General features: G+C 72.0%; 13 protein-coding genes. 6 read left to right on the forward strand and 7 right to left on the reverse strand.

Going from position 1 to position 13,341, the window contains the following annotated elements; all coding sequences use genetic code 11:
- Positions 1-396: 396 nt before the first annotated feature.
- Together AB0D99_RS22130 and AB0D99_RS22135 are read left to right on the forward strand one after the other, a co-directional pair.
- A complete protein-coding gene (locus AB0D99_RS22130) occupies positions 397-2,112 on the forward strand; it encodes an ABC transporter ATP-binding protein (RefSeq protein ID WP_362364954.1) in 1,716 nt (571 codons plus the stop codon).
- 147 nt (positions 2,113-2,259) lie between these two features.
- Positions 2,260-3,180, forward strand: coding sequence for a DUF817 domain-containing protein (locus tag AB0D99_RS22135; protein ID WP_362364659.1), 921 nt, complete (start codon positions 2,260-2,262; stop codon positions 3,178-3,180).
- Positions 3,181-3,203: 23 nt separating this feature from the next.
- On the opposite strand, the gene AB0D99_RS22140 is transcribed toward AB0D99_RS22135, so the two are convergent.
- Together AB0D99_RS22140 and AB0D99_RS22145 are read right to left on the reverse strand one after the other, a co-directional pair.
- On the reverse strand, positions 3,204-3,689 hold the full coding sequence (locus AB0D99_RS22140; RefSeq protein WP_362364662.1) for a hypothetical protein: 486 nt from the start codon (positions 3,687-3,689) through the stop codon (positions 3,204-3,206).
- A gap of 87 nt (positions 3,690-3,776) precedes the next feature.
- Entirely contained in the window at positions 3,777-4,367 is a 591-nt protein-coding gene (locus tag AB0D99_RS22145) for a hypothetical protein (protein WP_362364665.1), read from the reverse strand.
- 49 nt (positions 4,368-4,416) lie between these two features.
- On the opposite strand from AB0D99_RS22145, the gene AB0D99_RS22150 reads away from it, so the two are divergent.
- On the forward strand, positions 4,417-5,127 hold the full coding sequence (locus tag AB0D99_RS22150) for a DUF6193 family natural product biosynthesis protein (RefSeq protein WP_362364667.1): 711 nt from the start codon (positions 4,417-4,419) through the stop codon (positions 5,125-5,127).
- A gap of 174 nt (positions 5,128-5,301) precedes the next feature.
- Here AB0D99_RS22150 and AB0D99_RS22155 read toward each other — a convergent pair whose 3' ends face one another.
- On the reverse strand, positions 5,302-6,129 hold the full coding sequence (locus AB0D99_RS22155) for an MOSC N-terminal beta barrel domain-containing protein (RefSeq protein ID WP_362364670.1): 828 nt from the start codon (positions 6,127-6,129) through the stop codon (positions 5,302-5,304).
- Positions 6,130-6,144: 15 nt separating this feature from the next.
- Complete coding sequence (locus tag AB0D99_RS22160; protein WP_362364673.1) at positions 6,145-6,291, reverse strand: hypothetical protein; 147 nt, start codon at positions 6,289-6,291, stop codon at positions 6,145-6,147.
- A gap of 302 nt (positions 6,292-6,593) precedes the next feature.
- Between AB0D99_RS22160 and AB0D99_RS22165 the strand changes: the two genes are divergently transcribed.
- Both AB0D99_RS22165 and AB0D99_RS22170 read left to right on the forward strand, forming a co-directional pair.
- Positions 6,594-7,817 (forward strand): SpoIIE family protein phosphatase, encoded by a 1,224-nt coding sequence (locus tag AB0D99_RS22165; RefSeq protein ID WP_362364676.1) that lies wholly within the window; start codon positions 6,594-6,596, stop codon positions 7,815-7,817.
- 254 nt (positions 7,818-8,071) lie between these two features.
- Positions 8,072-9,694 carry a TROVE domain-containing protein gene (locus AB0D99_RS22170; RefSeq protein WP_362364679.1) on the forward strand — a complete coding sequence of 541 codons (1,623 nt, stop codon included), beginning with the start codon at positions 8,072-8,074 and terminating at the stop codon, positions 9,692-9,694.
- A gap of 48 nt (positions 9,695-9,742) precedes the next feature.
- Here the strand turns inward: AB0D99_RS22170 and AB0D99_RS22175 are convergent, their stop codons facing one another.
- Both AB0D99_RS22175 and AB0D99_RS22180 read right to left on the reverse strand, forming a co-directional pair.
- Entirely contained in the window at positions 9,743-10,393 is a 651-nt protein-coding gene (locus AB0D99_RS22175) for a DUF4360 domain-containing protein (RefSeq protein WP_362364682.1), read from the reverse strand.
- A 538-nt stretch (positions 10,394-10,931) separates the two neighbouring features.
- Positions 10,932-11,372 carry a VOC family protein gene (locus AB0D99_RS22180; protein WP_362364685.1) on the reverse strand — a complete coding sequence of 147 codons (441 nt, stop codon included), beginning with the start codon at positions 11,370-11,372 and terminating at the stop codon, positions 10,932-10,934.
- A gap of 217 nt (positions 11,373-11,589) precedes the next feature.
- Between AB0D99_RS22180 and AB0D99_RS22185 the strand changes: the two genes are divergently transcribed.
- On the forward strand, positions 11,590-12,168 hold the full coding sequence (locus AB0D99_RS22185; protein WP_362364688.1) for a suppressor of fused domain protein: 579 nt from the start codon (positions 11,590-11,592) through the stop codon (positions 12,166-12,168).
- Positions 12,169-12,332: 164 nt separating this feature from the next.
- Here AB0D99_RS22185 and AB0D99_RS22190 read toward each other — a convergent pair whose 3' ends face one another.
- Positions 12,333-13,169, reverse strand: coding sequence for an arylamine N-acetyltransferase (locus AB0D99_RS22190; RefSeq protein WP_362364691.1), 837 nt, complete (start codon positions 13,167-13,169; stop codon positions 12,333-12,335).
- Positions 13,170-13,341: the final 172 nt, after the last annotated feature.

Below are 13,341 nucleotides of genomic sequence, written 5' to 3' on the forward strand. Positions count from 1 at the left end.
CGGACGCCGCAGGGGCCGGGACTGTCCCCGTACCGGCCGGGGCGCCCGGCCGGTACGGGGACAGTCCCGTACCGGCCACCCGGCCGGTACGGGACGGTCAGGTACGCAGGCGGTGCGCGGCAAGGCCGGCCCTACCGCCGCTCTCAACCGTCGTGCCCGCTGTCGCGTCTGGCTTCCGGGAGGCATCACGCTTCACCCCTCGTCCCGGTCGGCCCCGGCCCGGACGTAGATTGATGCCTCCTCCCCGCGCAGGCGGACCCGGCCCACCCAGACACAGCACGACGACGAGGAGCAGGCGTGGCCACCACCGCAGAGTCCGCCCCACCCACCACACCGGCCCCGCAGGACAGCCTCGTCGACGGTGAGCCCACCGACCCCGCCGTGCCCGCATGGCGCATGCTCCTCGGATACGTCCGACCCCACCGCTGGACGCTGCTCGGCGGCGCCGCCCTGTCGCTGGTCACCGGAGCCACCGGGCTCGCACTCCCGCTGGTCGCCAAGTACCTCATCGACGCGCTCTCCGACGACCGTCCGATCGCCGGAGCACTGCTCCTCATGTCGGTTCTCGTCGTTGCCAACGCGGGCATCGGCGCGCTCGGGGGATACGTACTGCGGCGCACCGCCGAGTCGGTCGTCCTCGGTGCGCGGCGCACCCTGACCTCGTACCTGCTCAGACTGCGCGTCGCCGCCGTGGACCGGAGCGAACCCGGCGACCTGATGGCCCGCGTCACCTCCGACACCACGCTCCTGCGCGAGGTCACCACCGACTCGCTGGTGGGTCTCGGCACCGGCGGTCTGACCCTCGTCGCGACGCTGGTGATGATGGGCGTCGTCGACCCGGTCCTGCTGGCGGTCACCCTCGGCGTCGTGCTGGGCGCGGGAGTCGTGATCGGCTTGATCGTGCCGCGGATCAACAAGGCCAGCCGCCAGGCGCAGGACGCCGTCGGGGCCGTGGGCGCGTCGCTGGAACGCGTCCTCGGCGCACTGCGCACCGTCAAGGCGTCCGGCGCCGAGCACCGCGAGGAGCAGGCCGTGCACGCGGCGGCCGAGGAGTCCTGGCGGCAGAGCGTCCGGGCCGCCAAGTGGTCGGCGCTGGCCGGGAACACGGCCGGCCTGTCCATGCAGATCGCGTTCATCACCGTGCTCGCGGTCGGCGGCGCCCGCGTCGCCACCGACGCGATCGACGTCGGCACCCTGGTCGCGTTCCTGCTGTACGTCTTCTACCTGATGTCGCCGATCCAGGAGGTCGTCGCCGCCGTCACCCAGTACCAGGCCGGGTCCGCCGCCCTCGCCCGCATCGGCGAGGCGCTGCGCCTGCCGGCCGAACCGGCGGCCCCGCCGGCGCCGCTGCCCGCCCCCGGAGCCGAGCCCGCCGCGCTGGCCTTCGAGGACGTGCGGTTCCGCTACGCGGACGATCTGCCCTACATCCACCACGGCGTGACCTTCTCCGTACCCCCTCGCGGCATGACGGCCTTCGTCGGGCCGTCCGGGGCGGGCAAGACGACCGTCTTCTCCCTCATCGAGCGGTTCTACGATCCGAGCGCCGGACGGATCGTGTTCGACGGGCGCGACCTGGAGGCGTGGGAGATACCCCGGCTCCGTTCCGCGATCGGCTACGTCGAGCAGGACGCCCCGGTCCTCTCCGGAACCCTCCGCGACAACCTGCTGCTCGGCAACCCCGACGCCGACGAGGAGGACCTGCTGCGGGTGCTGGGGACCACCCGGCTCGACGGCCTGGTCGACCGGCTCCCCAAGGGCCTGGACACGCTCGTGGGCCACCGCGGCACCAAGCTCTCCGGCGGCGAACGCCAGCGCGTCGCGATCGCCCGCGCGCTGCTCCGCCGCCCCCGCCTGCTCCTCCTCGACGAGGCCACGAGCCAGCTCGACGCCGTCAACGAGGCCGCGCTGCGGGACACCGTGGCCGACGTCTCCCGCACGACGACCGTGATGGTGGTCGCCCACCGGCTGTCCACGGTGACCATGGCCGATCGCATCGTCGTCATGGACGCGGGCCGGGTGCGCGCTGTCGGGACGCACCGCGAACTCGTCACCGCCGACCCGCTGTACGCCGAGCTCGCGGCGACCCAGTTCCTGGCCGCGGCCGAGGGCTGACCGGGGCGCGCCGTTCCGAGCGGGAGGGGCGGGCCCTGCCGCGCGGCCGGTCCGAGGGCAAGCCCGGGAGGCCCCTCGGCCCGGCCCCGGCGGTGCGTTTCCCGATGTCAGGGAACCAAGAGCTTGGGAGCGGATGTCTGCTCGGGCATGACCTTTCAGCAGATCATCCATGGCTGCGCGCAGTTCTGGCGCTTCGGGCTCGCGCAGGTGCGCGCCGTCTCCTTCGCCGTGGTTCTCGTCGGTGGCATCGGCGCCTCGCGGCTGCTGCCCGCCGATCTGCCGGTCGCCAGGTACGACCTTCTGCTGATCTTCGGCGTGGCGCTGACCGTCGTGGCGCGCAAGGTCGGCTGGGACGGTCCCCGGGACACGGCCGTGATCATGGGCTGCCATCTCGTGGGGCTGCTCTTCGAGCTGGTCAAGGTACGGATGGGCTCATGGAGCTATCCGGAGGAGGCCGTGTTCAAGATCGCCGGCGTTCCGCTCTACGGAGGGTTCCTCTACAGCGCCGTCGGCAGCTACTGCTGCCGAGCCTGGAAGATCATGGATCTGTCGCTGAGCGGGTACCGGCCGAGGACCATGGCGGTGCTCGCGGCCGCCGTGTACGTGAACTTCTTCACGCACCACTGGCTGCCGGACATCAGGATCCTGCTCGCCGTGCTGCTGCTCGCCGCGATGGCGGGCACGTGGGTGCACTTCACGGTGGGCCGCTCCCGCTACCGGCTGCCCCTGGCCCTGGCCTTCGCGCTCATCGGCTTCTTCCTCTGGGTCGCGGAGAACGCGGCGACCTACGTCGGTGCCTGGAGCTACCCCCACCAGCTCGACGGCTGGCAGCCGGTCCCGCTGGACAAGTTCGGCGCCTGGGCGCTGCTGATCAGCGTCACGTTCGTCCTGGTCGCCCGGACCCGTGGCACCGCGGGCACGAGCGACCGGGCGACGCCCGAGGGCGCGGCGCGGCCCGGCAACGTCCGGCCGTCGGCGAGGGCTTGGCCCGCCGTCGCCCGGTCCCGCCGGGCCCGGACCGGCCTGGTCCCGGGGGAACCGGACGACCGGGACGCCGTGGCCGGATGACGTCGCCCCCCTCGCGGGTCCGGTCAAGCCGCGGGAGGCGGGCGGAAGTCCACGGAGGTCACGAGGACGTAGTCGAAGTGGATCGGATCCCCTTCCTCGTCCACCGGGTGGTCGTCACTGCTCTCGTTCGACAGGACCACCAAGAGGTCGGGCAGGGTGTCCACACCGTCGTCGTTGGGCTCGACCGTGTGGCCCCGCTCGGCAAGAAGCTCCAGCAGCTCGTCGCTGGGGGTGCGGAAGACGTCGAGACCGTCCAGGACGACCTCCACGTCCGCGTCCTCGACGCGGAACCGGCGCACATGGATGTCGGTCAGCAAGCCCTTGGTGAAGCCGAGCGTGAACCCCGCCCCGGACTCACCGTGCTCGCACAGCACCTGCCCGGGCGCCTCGTCGCACTCAGGGCCCGACGGGGCGAACCCCACGTGGCGCGCGGCCCGGACCGCCTCATGGGCCGACATGCCCAGCCTGACCGTGGCAACGCCCACTCCCGGCAGCAGCTGCAGAATCATCGCCGTTCCTTCCCTCGACCGGCCTGTGGTGGCGTCGGGAAGGGGCTCCCCGACGAAGCGCGTCCGGTGACCGCGCGGCCATCGGGCTCATGAGTAGACGATCGGGCATCCACGCCGGATCGCGTGCTGGGCGGCACGCAGATAGAGGGCGACGTAGAAGGCCGCGTCCAGATCCTCGCCCCATGCTCCGGGCCGGGCGGCGGCCAGATCCTTCGCCGCTCCGCTCATGAACCACGTCGTCAGATCGAGGTTGTCGCACATCTCCGGTGTCTCCGGCGGCAACGCGACGACGGCCGCCAGCCGCTCCGCGATCGCCAGCACCCGGGGAGCGGCGGCCACCATGGTCGACGGCTCGGCGTAGCGGGAGCCGACGGACAGCCGCACCTCCTCGTCGAGCGGCGGCGGCACCATCACCGTCCAGCCGCAGACCGTCTCCACCTCCTCGGGTGACAGGTGCGCCTCGCACAGCGCCACGAACCCGTCCATGGAGGGGATCAGCTTCTCCTCGAAGTTCCGCCCCGACCCCCGAGCGAACGCGGCCTCTTTCGGCACGGACTCGTACGGTGGCAGCCCCCGCCTCTCCAGCTCCACGTTGAGCGCCGAGGCGAGCTCCCCCCATCCGCCCTCATCCCCACCGAACCAGTCCTCAGCGCTGACGCTGACCAGGTACATGCCCATGGGCACAACGTACGGCGCACCACTGACACGACGCTGCCACACTGGTGCGATGGACTTCGGGGCGGGGCCGGGCGAGGGTGGCCGGGGCGATGACGGGGCCCTCCGGGCTGCGCTGGGGCGTACGGCCGAGAGGCTCGGGCTCGTCCTGCCCGAGTCGGACGGGAAGTGGCGTCGCCTCGCGGAGTACGTCGACGCGAGGAGCGGTCGGCGCGTGCTGGTGTGTCCGCCCGGCGAGGGGCAGCGGGCCTTCCAGGTGATCCTCCAGGACAACGGCACACGCCTGGCCTGCGGGTGGACCGCGGACCTGGCCGAAGTCGTCAGGGCGACGGCTGCGTGGACGGGCGGCGCGGGCCTTGAGGAGACCAGGGCGCGCGCCCCGTTCGTCCAGTTCAGGCCCTGGGCCCTCGTCCACGAGCGGGAGCCGTTCGGCGTCGTCGAGTTGACCTGGCGGGTCAAGCTCGACCGCGTCCACATGCCACCGTACGACCGGCACCCGCGCCCGCACGCACTGCTTGCGGCGGCGTACGCCCAGCCGGTGCTCCGCCGGCTGATGCCGGTCAACAGTCACTTCAACCTGTGGTTCTCCACCAGCGTCGAGGAGCGGGGGAGGACGCGGGTCGGGTACGTCGTCTGCCCGTACGACGACGGGCTGTACGGCGTGCGGAACGACGGCGGGCTGATCACGCGCACCGAGACGCCGGAAGAAGCCGTCGCCGTCGTGGTGGCCGCCCTCCCGGAGGGGATCGGCCCCGCGACCTGAGGCGGGAGGAGCGTTGGCAGCGCGGGTCGGCCCGGCGAGCTGAGACCGGAGGACCGTGGGCAGCGCGGGTCGGCCCCGCGACCCGAGGCGGGAGGATCGTTGGACAGCGCGCGCGGCGCCTGCCGTCGCGGACGGCGCCCCCGCGATGCGACGGCGGCACGGTCCGCCTGCTGCCTAGAGCTCGGATGCGCCCCACTCCGTGACGGTCACCGCGTCGCCGACGCACACCTTCCCGGGGCGGAGAACGGCGAACTTCGCACCGAACGCGATGCCGCCTTCGGAGGCTCGCCGGTAGGTGGCCAGCGTGCGCAGGGGTTCCGGGCCCGCGCGTGTGCCCGTCTCCTGGTCGACCAGGATGACGGCGCAGCGGATCGCCTGTTTGGCGTAGCCCAGTTCGGCCTCACCGATCGAGACACGGTGGGTGCGGTCCTCGGTGTGGGCCTCGTCCCAGCCGTCGACGACGACGTTGGCGCGGAAGCGGTTCGCGGGGACGGGCGGGGCACCGCGCGCGGCCAGTCTCCGGTCGAGGAGGTCCAGGGTGGCTCGCGAGACCACATGGAGGGGGCAACTGTCCGCGTATCCGGAGGTGCCGGGCGTCCTGCCGTCCGTGACACGGTGATGTTCCGGCGGTACGCGCACCAGGCGGCTGGGGGCGCGGAGCACGTCCGACAGCCACGCCGCCGCACCATCGCCCTGGTCGATGCCTCGGTAGGGGGCACCGAACAGGTCCACCGCGCGCCGGGCACCCGACGTGTCGATGTCGACCGTGACCGGCTCGACGCCGGGGGCGCGCAGCGCGAGCCGCGTGCCCTCCGGGTCGATGGCGGGCCTGATCAGGGCCAGGCGGGGATCTCTGCGCTGCGTGCGGAACACGCCCAGGTCACTGACGACCATGAAGCTGCGGTCGTGGGCGAGGCCGGCGGGCGTCACCACGGTGTCGGGGACCGACGTGCCCGCGCAGCCCTTGATGGGATAGGTGGACAACTCGACGATGCGGGCCACGGACGACTCCTGCGGCTACCGGCGCGCGATGCCGTCGGCGCTCTGGTGCGGTGGGAGCAGGGCAGCTTCGCTCTCCGTCGCAGCGGTCGACGGTGGACCGACCTTCCCCGGGACGAGGCCGTAGAAGGGGTCGTCCGGCGCGGTCTGGGCAGGCAGGGGCACAGCGGGTCTCCCTTCGACACCGAGTTCCGAGAAGGAACCTACTAGGTCGCCGCGGACGGCCGCAGCGGATTCGTCGAGCCGACGGGACACGGGGACGGCGCGTCACCCGATGACGTTCGCCCTGATCGTGCCGGTCGCGGTGGTCGTGCGGGGGGCCACGGCGCAGCTCCGGCAGGGGGCCGGTCGTACGGGGGCGGGGCGGCCGGGGCCTCCCCACCCCGATCCGGCGAAGGCGCGATGGCGCACCTTGGCTCTTATCGTGGGAATTGTCGGACGGGACCGGAGGCAGAGGCAGGCCCACCATGGCGGAGGCGGGAATCGACCACGCGGCGGTGTTCCAGGCGCTGCCCGCGATGGTCGCGCTGCTGACTCCCGAGCTGGTGTACGTGGACGTGAACGAGGAGTTCGTGCGCATGTCCGGGCGTACGCGCGAGCAGCTGGTCGGCCGCTACCTGTTCGACGTCTTCCCGGACAACCCCGACGACCCCGCCGCCACCGGCGCGCGGAACCTGCGTGCGTCGCTCCAGCGCGTACTGGACACCGGCGAGCGGGACACGATGGCGCTGCAGCGCTACGACGTGGAGTCACTCGAACGGCCGGGCGAGTGGGAAGAGCGCTACTGGAGCCCCGTGAACGCACCGGTGCTCGGCCCGGACGGCCGGGTGGCGCTGCTGCTGCACCGGGTCGAGGAGGTCACCGAGCTCATCAAGGCGCGCGGCGCGCGGGGCAGCCGCACCCGGGTGCTGGAGGCGGAGCTGTACACCCGGGCCCGGGAGCTCCAGGAGCTCAACGAACGGCTCCGCGAGGCCCACGCCCGAGAGCGGGAGGTCGCCCTCGCCCTGCAGGACGCGATGCTGCCCGCCCTCGGCCCCGTCGGCCACCACCGGGTCGCCGTGCGCTACCGGCCCGCCATGGGAACGCTCAACGTGTGCGGCGACTGGTACGACCTCGTCGACCTGCCCGGAGACCGCATCGCCGTCGCCGTCGGCGACGTGGTCGGCCACGGCCTCCAAGCCGCATGCGTCATGGGCCTGCTCCGCAGTGCCCTCAGTGCCACCTCGCACGTCGCCGACGGTCCCGCCCAGGCCCTGGAGGTCCTCGGGCTGTACGCGCGCTCCGTCGACGGCGCCGAGAACGCCACAGCCGTCGAGACCTACATCGACTGGGACACCCACACCATCACGTACAGCAGCGCGGGCCACCCCCCACCCGCGCTGCTCCGCACCGACGGCACCGTCGAGTTCCTCGACCAGGCCACCGACCCCCCGCTCGGCGCCCGCCCCGACCACGTCGCCCGCCCGCAGGCGGCCGGCACGTTCACCGAGGGCGACACGCTCGTCCTCTACACCGACGGCCTGATCGAACGCCGCCGCGAGGACATCGACGTCGGCCTCGCCCGGCTCGCCGACTCACTCGGCCACCACCGAGGAGACGAACCCGAGGCGCTCGCCGACGCCCTGCTGTTCGACCTGCTCCCGGCCGTGGGTGCCAGCGACGACACGGCCCTCGTCATCGTCCGGCTCTGACACCCGCCGCCGGAGAATTAATCGGTGGTGTGCGGTCCCGAGGCTCGCGTAGGCTGCCACCGCGACCGCGCCCCCGATGCGCCCGGCTGCGGCTACTTCCTACGACACCAAGTGACGCCGCCGCCACCTTTGATCTCGGGGGGCGTGGCCGCCCCGGCCCCGACGCGACTGCTTCCCGGGGCCCCTCACTCCTTTGGATCCGGGGGGATTCACTGCCTCGTCACACCCGACGTGTCTCCAAGGTCTGGTCGGAGATGCTCGTGGCTCCGCACGTCTCGGCGGCGGCCCGCACCCCACTGTCACCGTTGGTCGGCCGCGAGCCTCCCGAACAGGGCTTGCGTACCCACGCCGGCGGCCCGGCCTTCACCCGGGAACCCCGTGAGGAACTCTTCCTGTTGGCGGTCGCCAACTTCGTGTCTCAGCGGACCTTCTACGAGAGCGGCACGGACCGCGACGACAGGTACGCCCGTCTCGTGGGCGAACTCGCCGTCGAGGAACCCGAATGGACGGCCGGTCTGTTGCGCTGGCTGCGTGGCGAGGGGAACATGCGGACGGCGTCCCTGGTGGGCGCGGCCGCGTATGTGCGGGCCCGGCTGGAGGCCGGATCGTCCGACGGCCCGTCCAACCGGTCCGTGATCGACTCGGTGCTGCAGCGCGCCGACGAGCCGGGCGAACTGCTCGCCCACTGGACCTCGGCGTACGGGCGGAACGTACCGCAGCCCGTGAAGCGAGGGATCGCCGATGCCGTACGACGGCTGTACTCGTCCCGGTCTCTGCTGAAGTACGACACCGGGTCCAGGGGCTTCCGCTTCGGTGACGTCCTCAACCTGGTCCATGCCTCACCCGACCCGGACAAGCCCTGGCAGGGCCCGCTCTTCCGGTACGCCCTGGAGCGCCGTCACCACCCGGAGCGGGCCGTGCCACCGCCCTCCGACGCCCTGCTGACCGCGCATCGGGCACTGATGGAGCTGCCGGTGGACGAGCGGCGGGCAGTGGCGACCGGACCCGACGGCACCGAGCGGCTGGCCGCGGCGGGGATGACGTGGGAGGCCCTGGCGGGCTGGCTCCAGGGTCCGATGGACGCTCCCGTCTGGGAGGCCGTGATCCCCGCGATGGGGCCGATGGCCCTGCTGCGGAACCTGCGGAACTTCGACGAGGCGGGGGTCTCCGAGGAGGTCGCGGCCCGCGTCGCCGCACGGCTGTCGGACGCCGCCGAGGTCGCCCGCGCCCGGCAGTTCCCCTTCCGGTACCTGGCCGCGTACCGACACACGACCTCGCAGCGCTGGGCGGCCGCGCTGGAACGGGCGCTGGGCCTCTCCCTGGCCGGCGTACCGTCCCTGCCGGGCCGGACCCTGATCCTGGTGGACCGGTCCGACTCCATGTTCTGGGACACCGTCTCCGAGCGGTCCCGGCTGACCCGGGCGGACGCGGCGGCGGTGTTCGGCAGCGCGTTGGCCCTGCGGGCCCAGCAGGCGGACCTGGTGGAGTTCGGCTGGTCCAGTGCGGAGGTGCCGTTCGAGGCGGGGGAGCCGGTCCTCGACGTGCTGAAGCGGTTCCACCGTCTCGGAGGCACCCACACCACCAAGGCCGTCCGGACGCACTACCGGGATCACGACCGCGTCCTGATCGTCACCGACGAGCAGAACGCCGATCACCGCCCCGGCGGGCCACCCGAACCGGTCCCGGCGGAGATCCCGGTCTACACGTGGAACCTGGCGGGCTATCAGCCCGCCCACGCTCCCACGGGCCCTCACCGCCACACCTTCGGCGGCCTCACGGACGCCGCGTTCCGGATGGTCGGTCCCATCGAGGCCGGCCGCGAGTCCGCCTGGCCGTGGACCGTAGAGCAGGACGCGTCCGTCGCCCGGCTCGGATAGCGAAGGGAGCCTCGGCCGGGAGGGGGGCCCGACCGAGGCGGCGCGGGGTCAGTTCTCCGGGCACTCCTTCCACGCGAGGTGGTAGACGGTGCTGATGTCACCGTCGGTGGAGTCCATAGTCATGTAGCTGGTCTTGGCCGGGTTCGACGTGCCGAGGTTCACGCGGAGTTCGGTGTTGATGTTGAAGTTCCGCTGCACACCGCACGGCGCCCACACGAGCTGTGCCCAGTCGGTGTCGTCGGTGGCCTGCCAGTTGTCCTCGTACGGTCCCCGGAAGGTGTGGGTGCGGGACGCGGTGCTCGGCGAGCCCTGGAAGTAGTACGAAGCCTTCTCGGTGCTGCTCGCCCCCGGCTGGAGCGACGCGTAGCCGCGGTAGTCGGCGCTGGCGATCGCGTAGGTGAAGCCCTGGGGCACGTGCACCAGAAGGTTGAGCTGACAGTTCCTCCGAGCCGCCGTGGGGGAGGAGTTGCCACCCACCTGCGCCAGGTACTCGCTGTAGGTCACGGTGAAGGCGGTGTTGTCCTCGGACACGGCGATGGCAGCGGTGCCCAGGGGGCAGCCGGAGCCGTTGACCGTGGCGATGTCGATGACGATCTTGTCCGGGGGCGGGTCGACGATCGACGACGGCGTTGCCTGAGTGGGCAGGGCGGAGGCGAACAGAGCGGCGATCGCTCCGCCCACGAGCAAGGGGACTCTCATGGTTTCTCCCATCCAGTGCTTCGGTGCCGGGCGATCGCGGGGCGCGGCGCGTCCCGGTCGCGGGGCAGGTCGCGGCGCGCCACACGGCGGCCGGCGGTCATGGAGCTCTTGCGATGGATCGAGGTGCCGACGGCGCGGAGGGGTAGTCCGGCCGACAACGGTTGAACTATCATGTACATGTCATGTCGAGCTGAACCGTGCTCCCTGCCGGTGCGGGCGGGGTGATCGAATGGTAGAAGCCCGAGCACGGAAGGGCAGGGGGGAGCCCGGCCAACAATCGCCCCGCCGGCGGGCCTTCTTTTGGCTCAGAACAGCCGGATGCCGCCCCGATCACCCCACACGAACCGCGCGCCCCTCGCGCCACGGCGGGGCGTGGGCCATCGCACGCCAGGGAGCAGGGCGGTCAGGGCCACCGCGCCACGGGCCACGGCGGTCCCGCACGGCCCCCGTAGCCCCTTCCGCCCCCGTAGCCCCCTCGGCCTCCGTAGCCCCTCGGTGTCCCCCGTCCCTTCGGCCGCCGCAGTCCCCTCGGCGGGCGTCAGCCGAGTTGCTCGGCCAGGCCGACGACGATGCCTTCGGGGCCGCGGACGTAGCACAGCCGATAGACGTTCTCGTACTGGGCCGGCTCCCCGACGAGTTCGGCGCCGTGGGCCCGCAGGCGGGCGACGACGTCGTCGAGGTCGTCGACGGCGAACATGACGCGGCGGATCCCCAGCGTGTTCGCCGGCGCGTCCCGCGGCTCGGAACGGATCGCCTTCGGCGTGTGGAACATCGCCAGCTCGATCCGACCCTGACCGTCAGGAGTGCGCAGCATCGCGACGTCCTGCCGGACGTCGTCGACCCCGATGACCCGCTCCACCCAACGTCCCTCGACGGGCGCCCTGCCCTCCAGCTCCATGCCGAGTTCGACGAAGAACGAGATGACGGCGTCGATGTCCTCGACGACGATGAGGACGTTGTCCATCCGCTGGATCGCCATGTCTGCTCTCCTCTGTCGCGTACAGCCACGGTGGCCGCATCCGACCCGGAGACGTAGCCGCCACGCCGTTCTCGACATCGAGCCGGACCCGCTGAGCGGCTGGGGAGCGGACGGTTGTCGTGACATCACCGAAAGGTGAGGGGCCGGACGCAGATCTTGTGATGAGGCCGGCGCCCCCATCTGAGGGGTTGCCACGGCCTCGGGCATCATGTGTCGAATGCAGGACACCGCAGCGCGCACCGCTCTTCTCGCCCACCTCCGTAGGACCCTCCCTGGTCGCGTCATCGACGAGGTCAGAGGTGTGGAAGGGCCCATCGAGGATCGCGTGCCCGGATTCCGGGTGTTCCGTATCCATCCTGCGTACCCGGGAGACTGGTGGCTCTATGTGACGTCGGGCTGTTGGGAGGCGACTCAGCACGACGGCCATGGCACGGAGTTCTTCCTCGCGGCACCACGCGACGAATGGATCAACCTGGAAAGCGTCACGGTCAACGCGTACTACCACTGCGGACCGGCGACCCAGCGGCTCGACGTCGGGCACACCGTCCCCATCGGCCGACCATGGCTCGACGACTCCGACTGCGACCACTTCCTGGTGAGCCTGCCGTATCCCTTCGGCCCCGACTTCGAGGTCTGCCCGTGGGAAGGCGGAGCCCATGCCCGGATCCTGTGGCTGCTGCCGATCACCGCAGCGGAGAAGGACTTCCGTCGGGAGAGGGGGCTCGAGGCACTTGAAGTCCGTTTCGACGAGCTCGCGATCGACCCCGTCGACCCCAAGCGGGCCTCCGTGGTCTGAGACGGACGGGCGGAGACGGGAACGGCGTGCGACCACGGTCGGAGATCGCCAGGGACCGTCGCGGAGGAGGATCCGTCGCGGAGAGGGCCGAGACCGGCGCGTCCGCCGTACGCGCGGGGGAGTTGGTCGGGTCAGCGGTTCCCGGCCCTCTCGGGGACTCGCTCTCAGCGCTGCGCCGCCTCCCATTCCTCGTGGGAGGTGCGGACGCGGTGCCACAGCTCCGCTCGTGCCGGTCCGTCGACATCGGTCAGGTCCAGCCGGAACACGTCGCCCAGTGCGTCGTACCAGTCGTCGGCCGAGTCGATGACCCGCTCGTCCGTGCCACCCGCGTGGATCCGGCGCAGGACACAGCCGCGCAGGACGTCGACGCCCTTGGCGTCGCGGAGCTGCGCGGTGAGGACCCGGACGAAGCCGGAATCGGGGGAGGTGGACAGCCGGGTGTGTTCCGCGGCGAAGGAGGACAGCCGTACGGGTTCCGGAGCGAAGTCCATCGCCGTGAACGCGCCTCGGGGGTCGTGGGTGAACCGCCAGCCACCGGGCGCAGGCACCGACGGGGCCATGGCGTAGGTGAACGGTCCCTGGGTGTAGCTGCCTTCGCGGAGCGGCAGAGGTTCGTGGATCCCGCCCGCGAGCCCGGGGTCGACCAGCCATCGCTCGCCGTCGAGGCGCACGGTGAGCGCGAGATGGTCGCCGTGCGCACCCGCGGGGTCCGCGGGGGTGCCCTGCACGCCGGCCCGGTGCAGGGTGACGTCGTAGCCGAGCGCCGTCAGCAGCGCGCCGAAGGCTCCGTTGATGTGGAAGCAGTATCCGCCGCGCCCACGCACGATCCGGTCCACGGATTCCGCGGCGCCGATGCCCGTCGGCCGCCCCAGATGGATGTCGAGATTCTCGTAGGCGACCCGTTCCACCTGCGCCCGGTGCAGTGCCCGCAGGGCCTCGGCGGTCGGAGCCGCGGGCCGGGTCGTACCCAGCACCGCCAGATACCCGTCGACGTCGATCATGCTCTTCCTCACTGCCCGAACGGACGATCAGCATAGGCGCCGGGGCTATGGCCCCGGCGGCGTAGGGGACGCCGACGGGGCCGGCGCCAGGGTGCCCGGAGAGTCCGAGCAGAGCCGAGCGGAGCGCGTTCGGCGGCGGCGCCGCGCGGGAGTGTGGCAGGTTGCGCCCGGA

Source organism: Streptomyces sp. NPDC047971, assembly GCF_040653355.1.
Classification (GTDB): Bacteria; Actinomycetota; Actinomycetes; order Streptomycetales; family Streptomycetaceae; genus Streptomyces.

What these genes read in the sequence shown, in the direction of transcription:
- AB0D99_RS22130 (WP_362364954.1), top strand. Translation starts at nt 397, where the DNA reads ATGCTCCTCGGATACGTCCGACCCCACCGCTGGACGCTGCTCGGCGGC.
- AB0D99_RS22135 (WP_362364659.1), top strand. Translation starts at nt 2,260, where the DNA reads ATGACCTTTCAGCAGATCATCCATGGCTGCGCGCAGTTCTGGCGCTTC.
- AB0D99_RS22140 (WP_362364662.1), bottom strand. Translation starts at nt 3,689, where the DNA reads ATGATTCTGCAGCTGCTGCCGGGAGTGGGCGTTGCCACGGTCAGGCTG.
- AB0D99_RS22145 (WP_362364665.1), bottom strand. Translation starts at nt 4,367, where the DNA reads ATGGGCATGTACCTGGTCAGCGTCAGCGCTGAGGACTGGTTCGGTGGG.
- AB0D99_RS22150 (WP_362364667.1), top strand. Translation starts at nt 4,417, where the DNA reads ATGGACTTCGGGGCGGGGCCGGGCGAGGGTGGCCGGGGCGATGACGGG.
- AB0D99_RS22165 (WP_362364676.1), top strand. Translation starts at nt 6,594, where the DNA reads ATGGCGGAGGCGGGAATCGACCACGCGGCGGTGTTCCAGGCGCTGCCC.
- AB0D99_RS22170 (WP_362364679.1), top strand. Translation starts at nt 8,072, where the DNA reads ATGCTCGTGGCTCCGCACGTCTCGGCGGCGGCCCGCACCCCACTGTCA.
- AB0D99_RS22175 (WP_362364682.1), bottom strand. Translation starts at nt 10,393, where the DNA reads ATGAGAGTCCCCTTGCTCGTGGGCGGAGCGATCGCCGCTCTGTTCGCC.
- AB0D99_RS22180 (WP_362364685.1), bottom strand. Translation starts at nt 11,372, where the DNA reads ATGGCGATCCAGCGGATGGACAACGTCCTCATCGTCGTCGAGGACATC.
- AB0D99_RS22185 (WP_362364688.1), top strand. Translation starts at nt 11,590, where the DNA reads ATGCAGGACACCGCAGCGCGCACCGCTCTTCTCGCCCACCTCCGTAGG.
- AB0D99_RS22190 (WP_362364691.1), bottom strand. Translation starts at nt 13,169, where the DNA reads ATGATCGACGTCGACGGGTATCTGGCGGTGCTGGGTACGACCCGGCCC.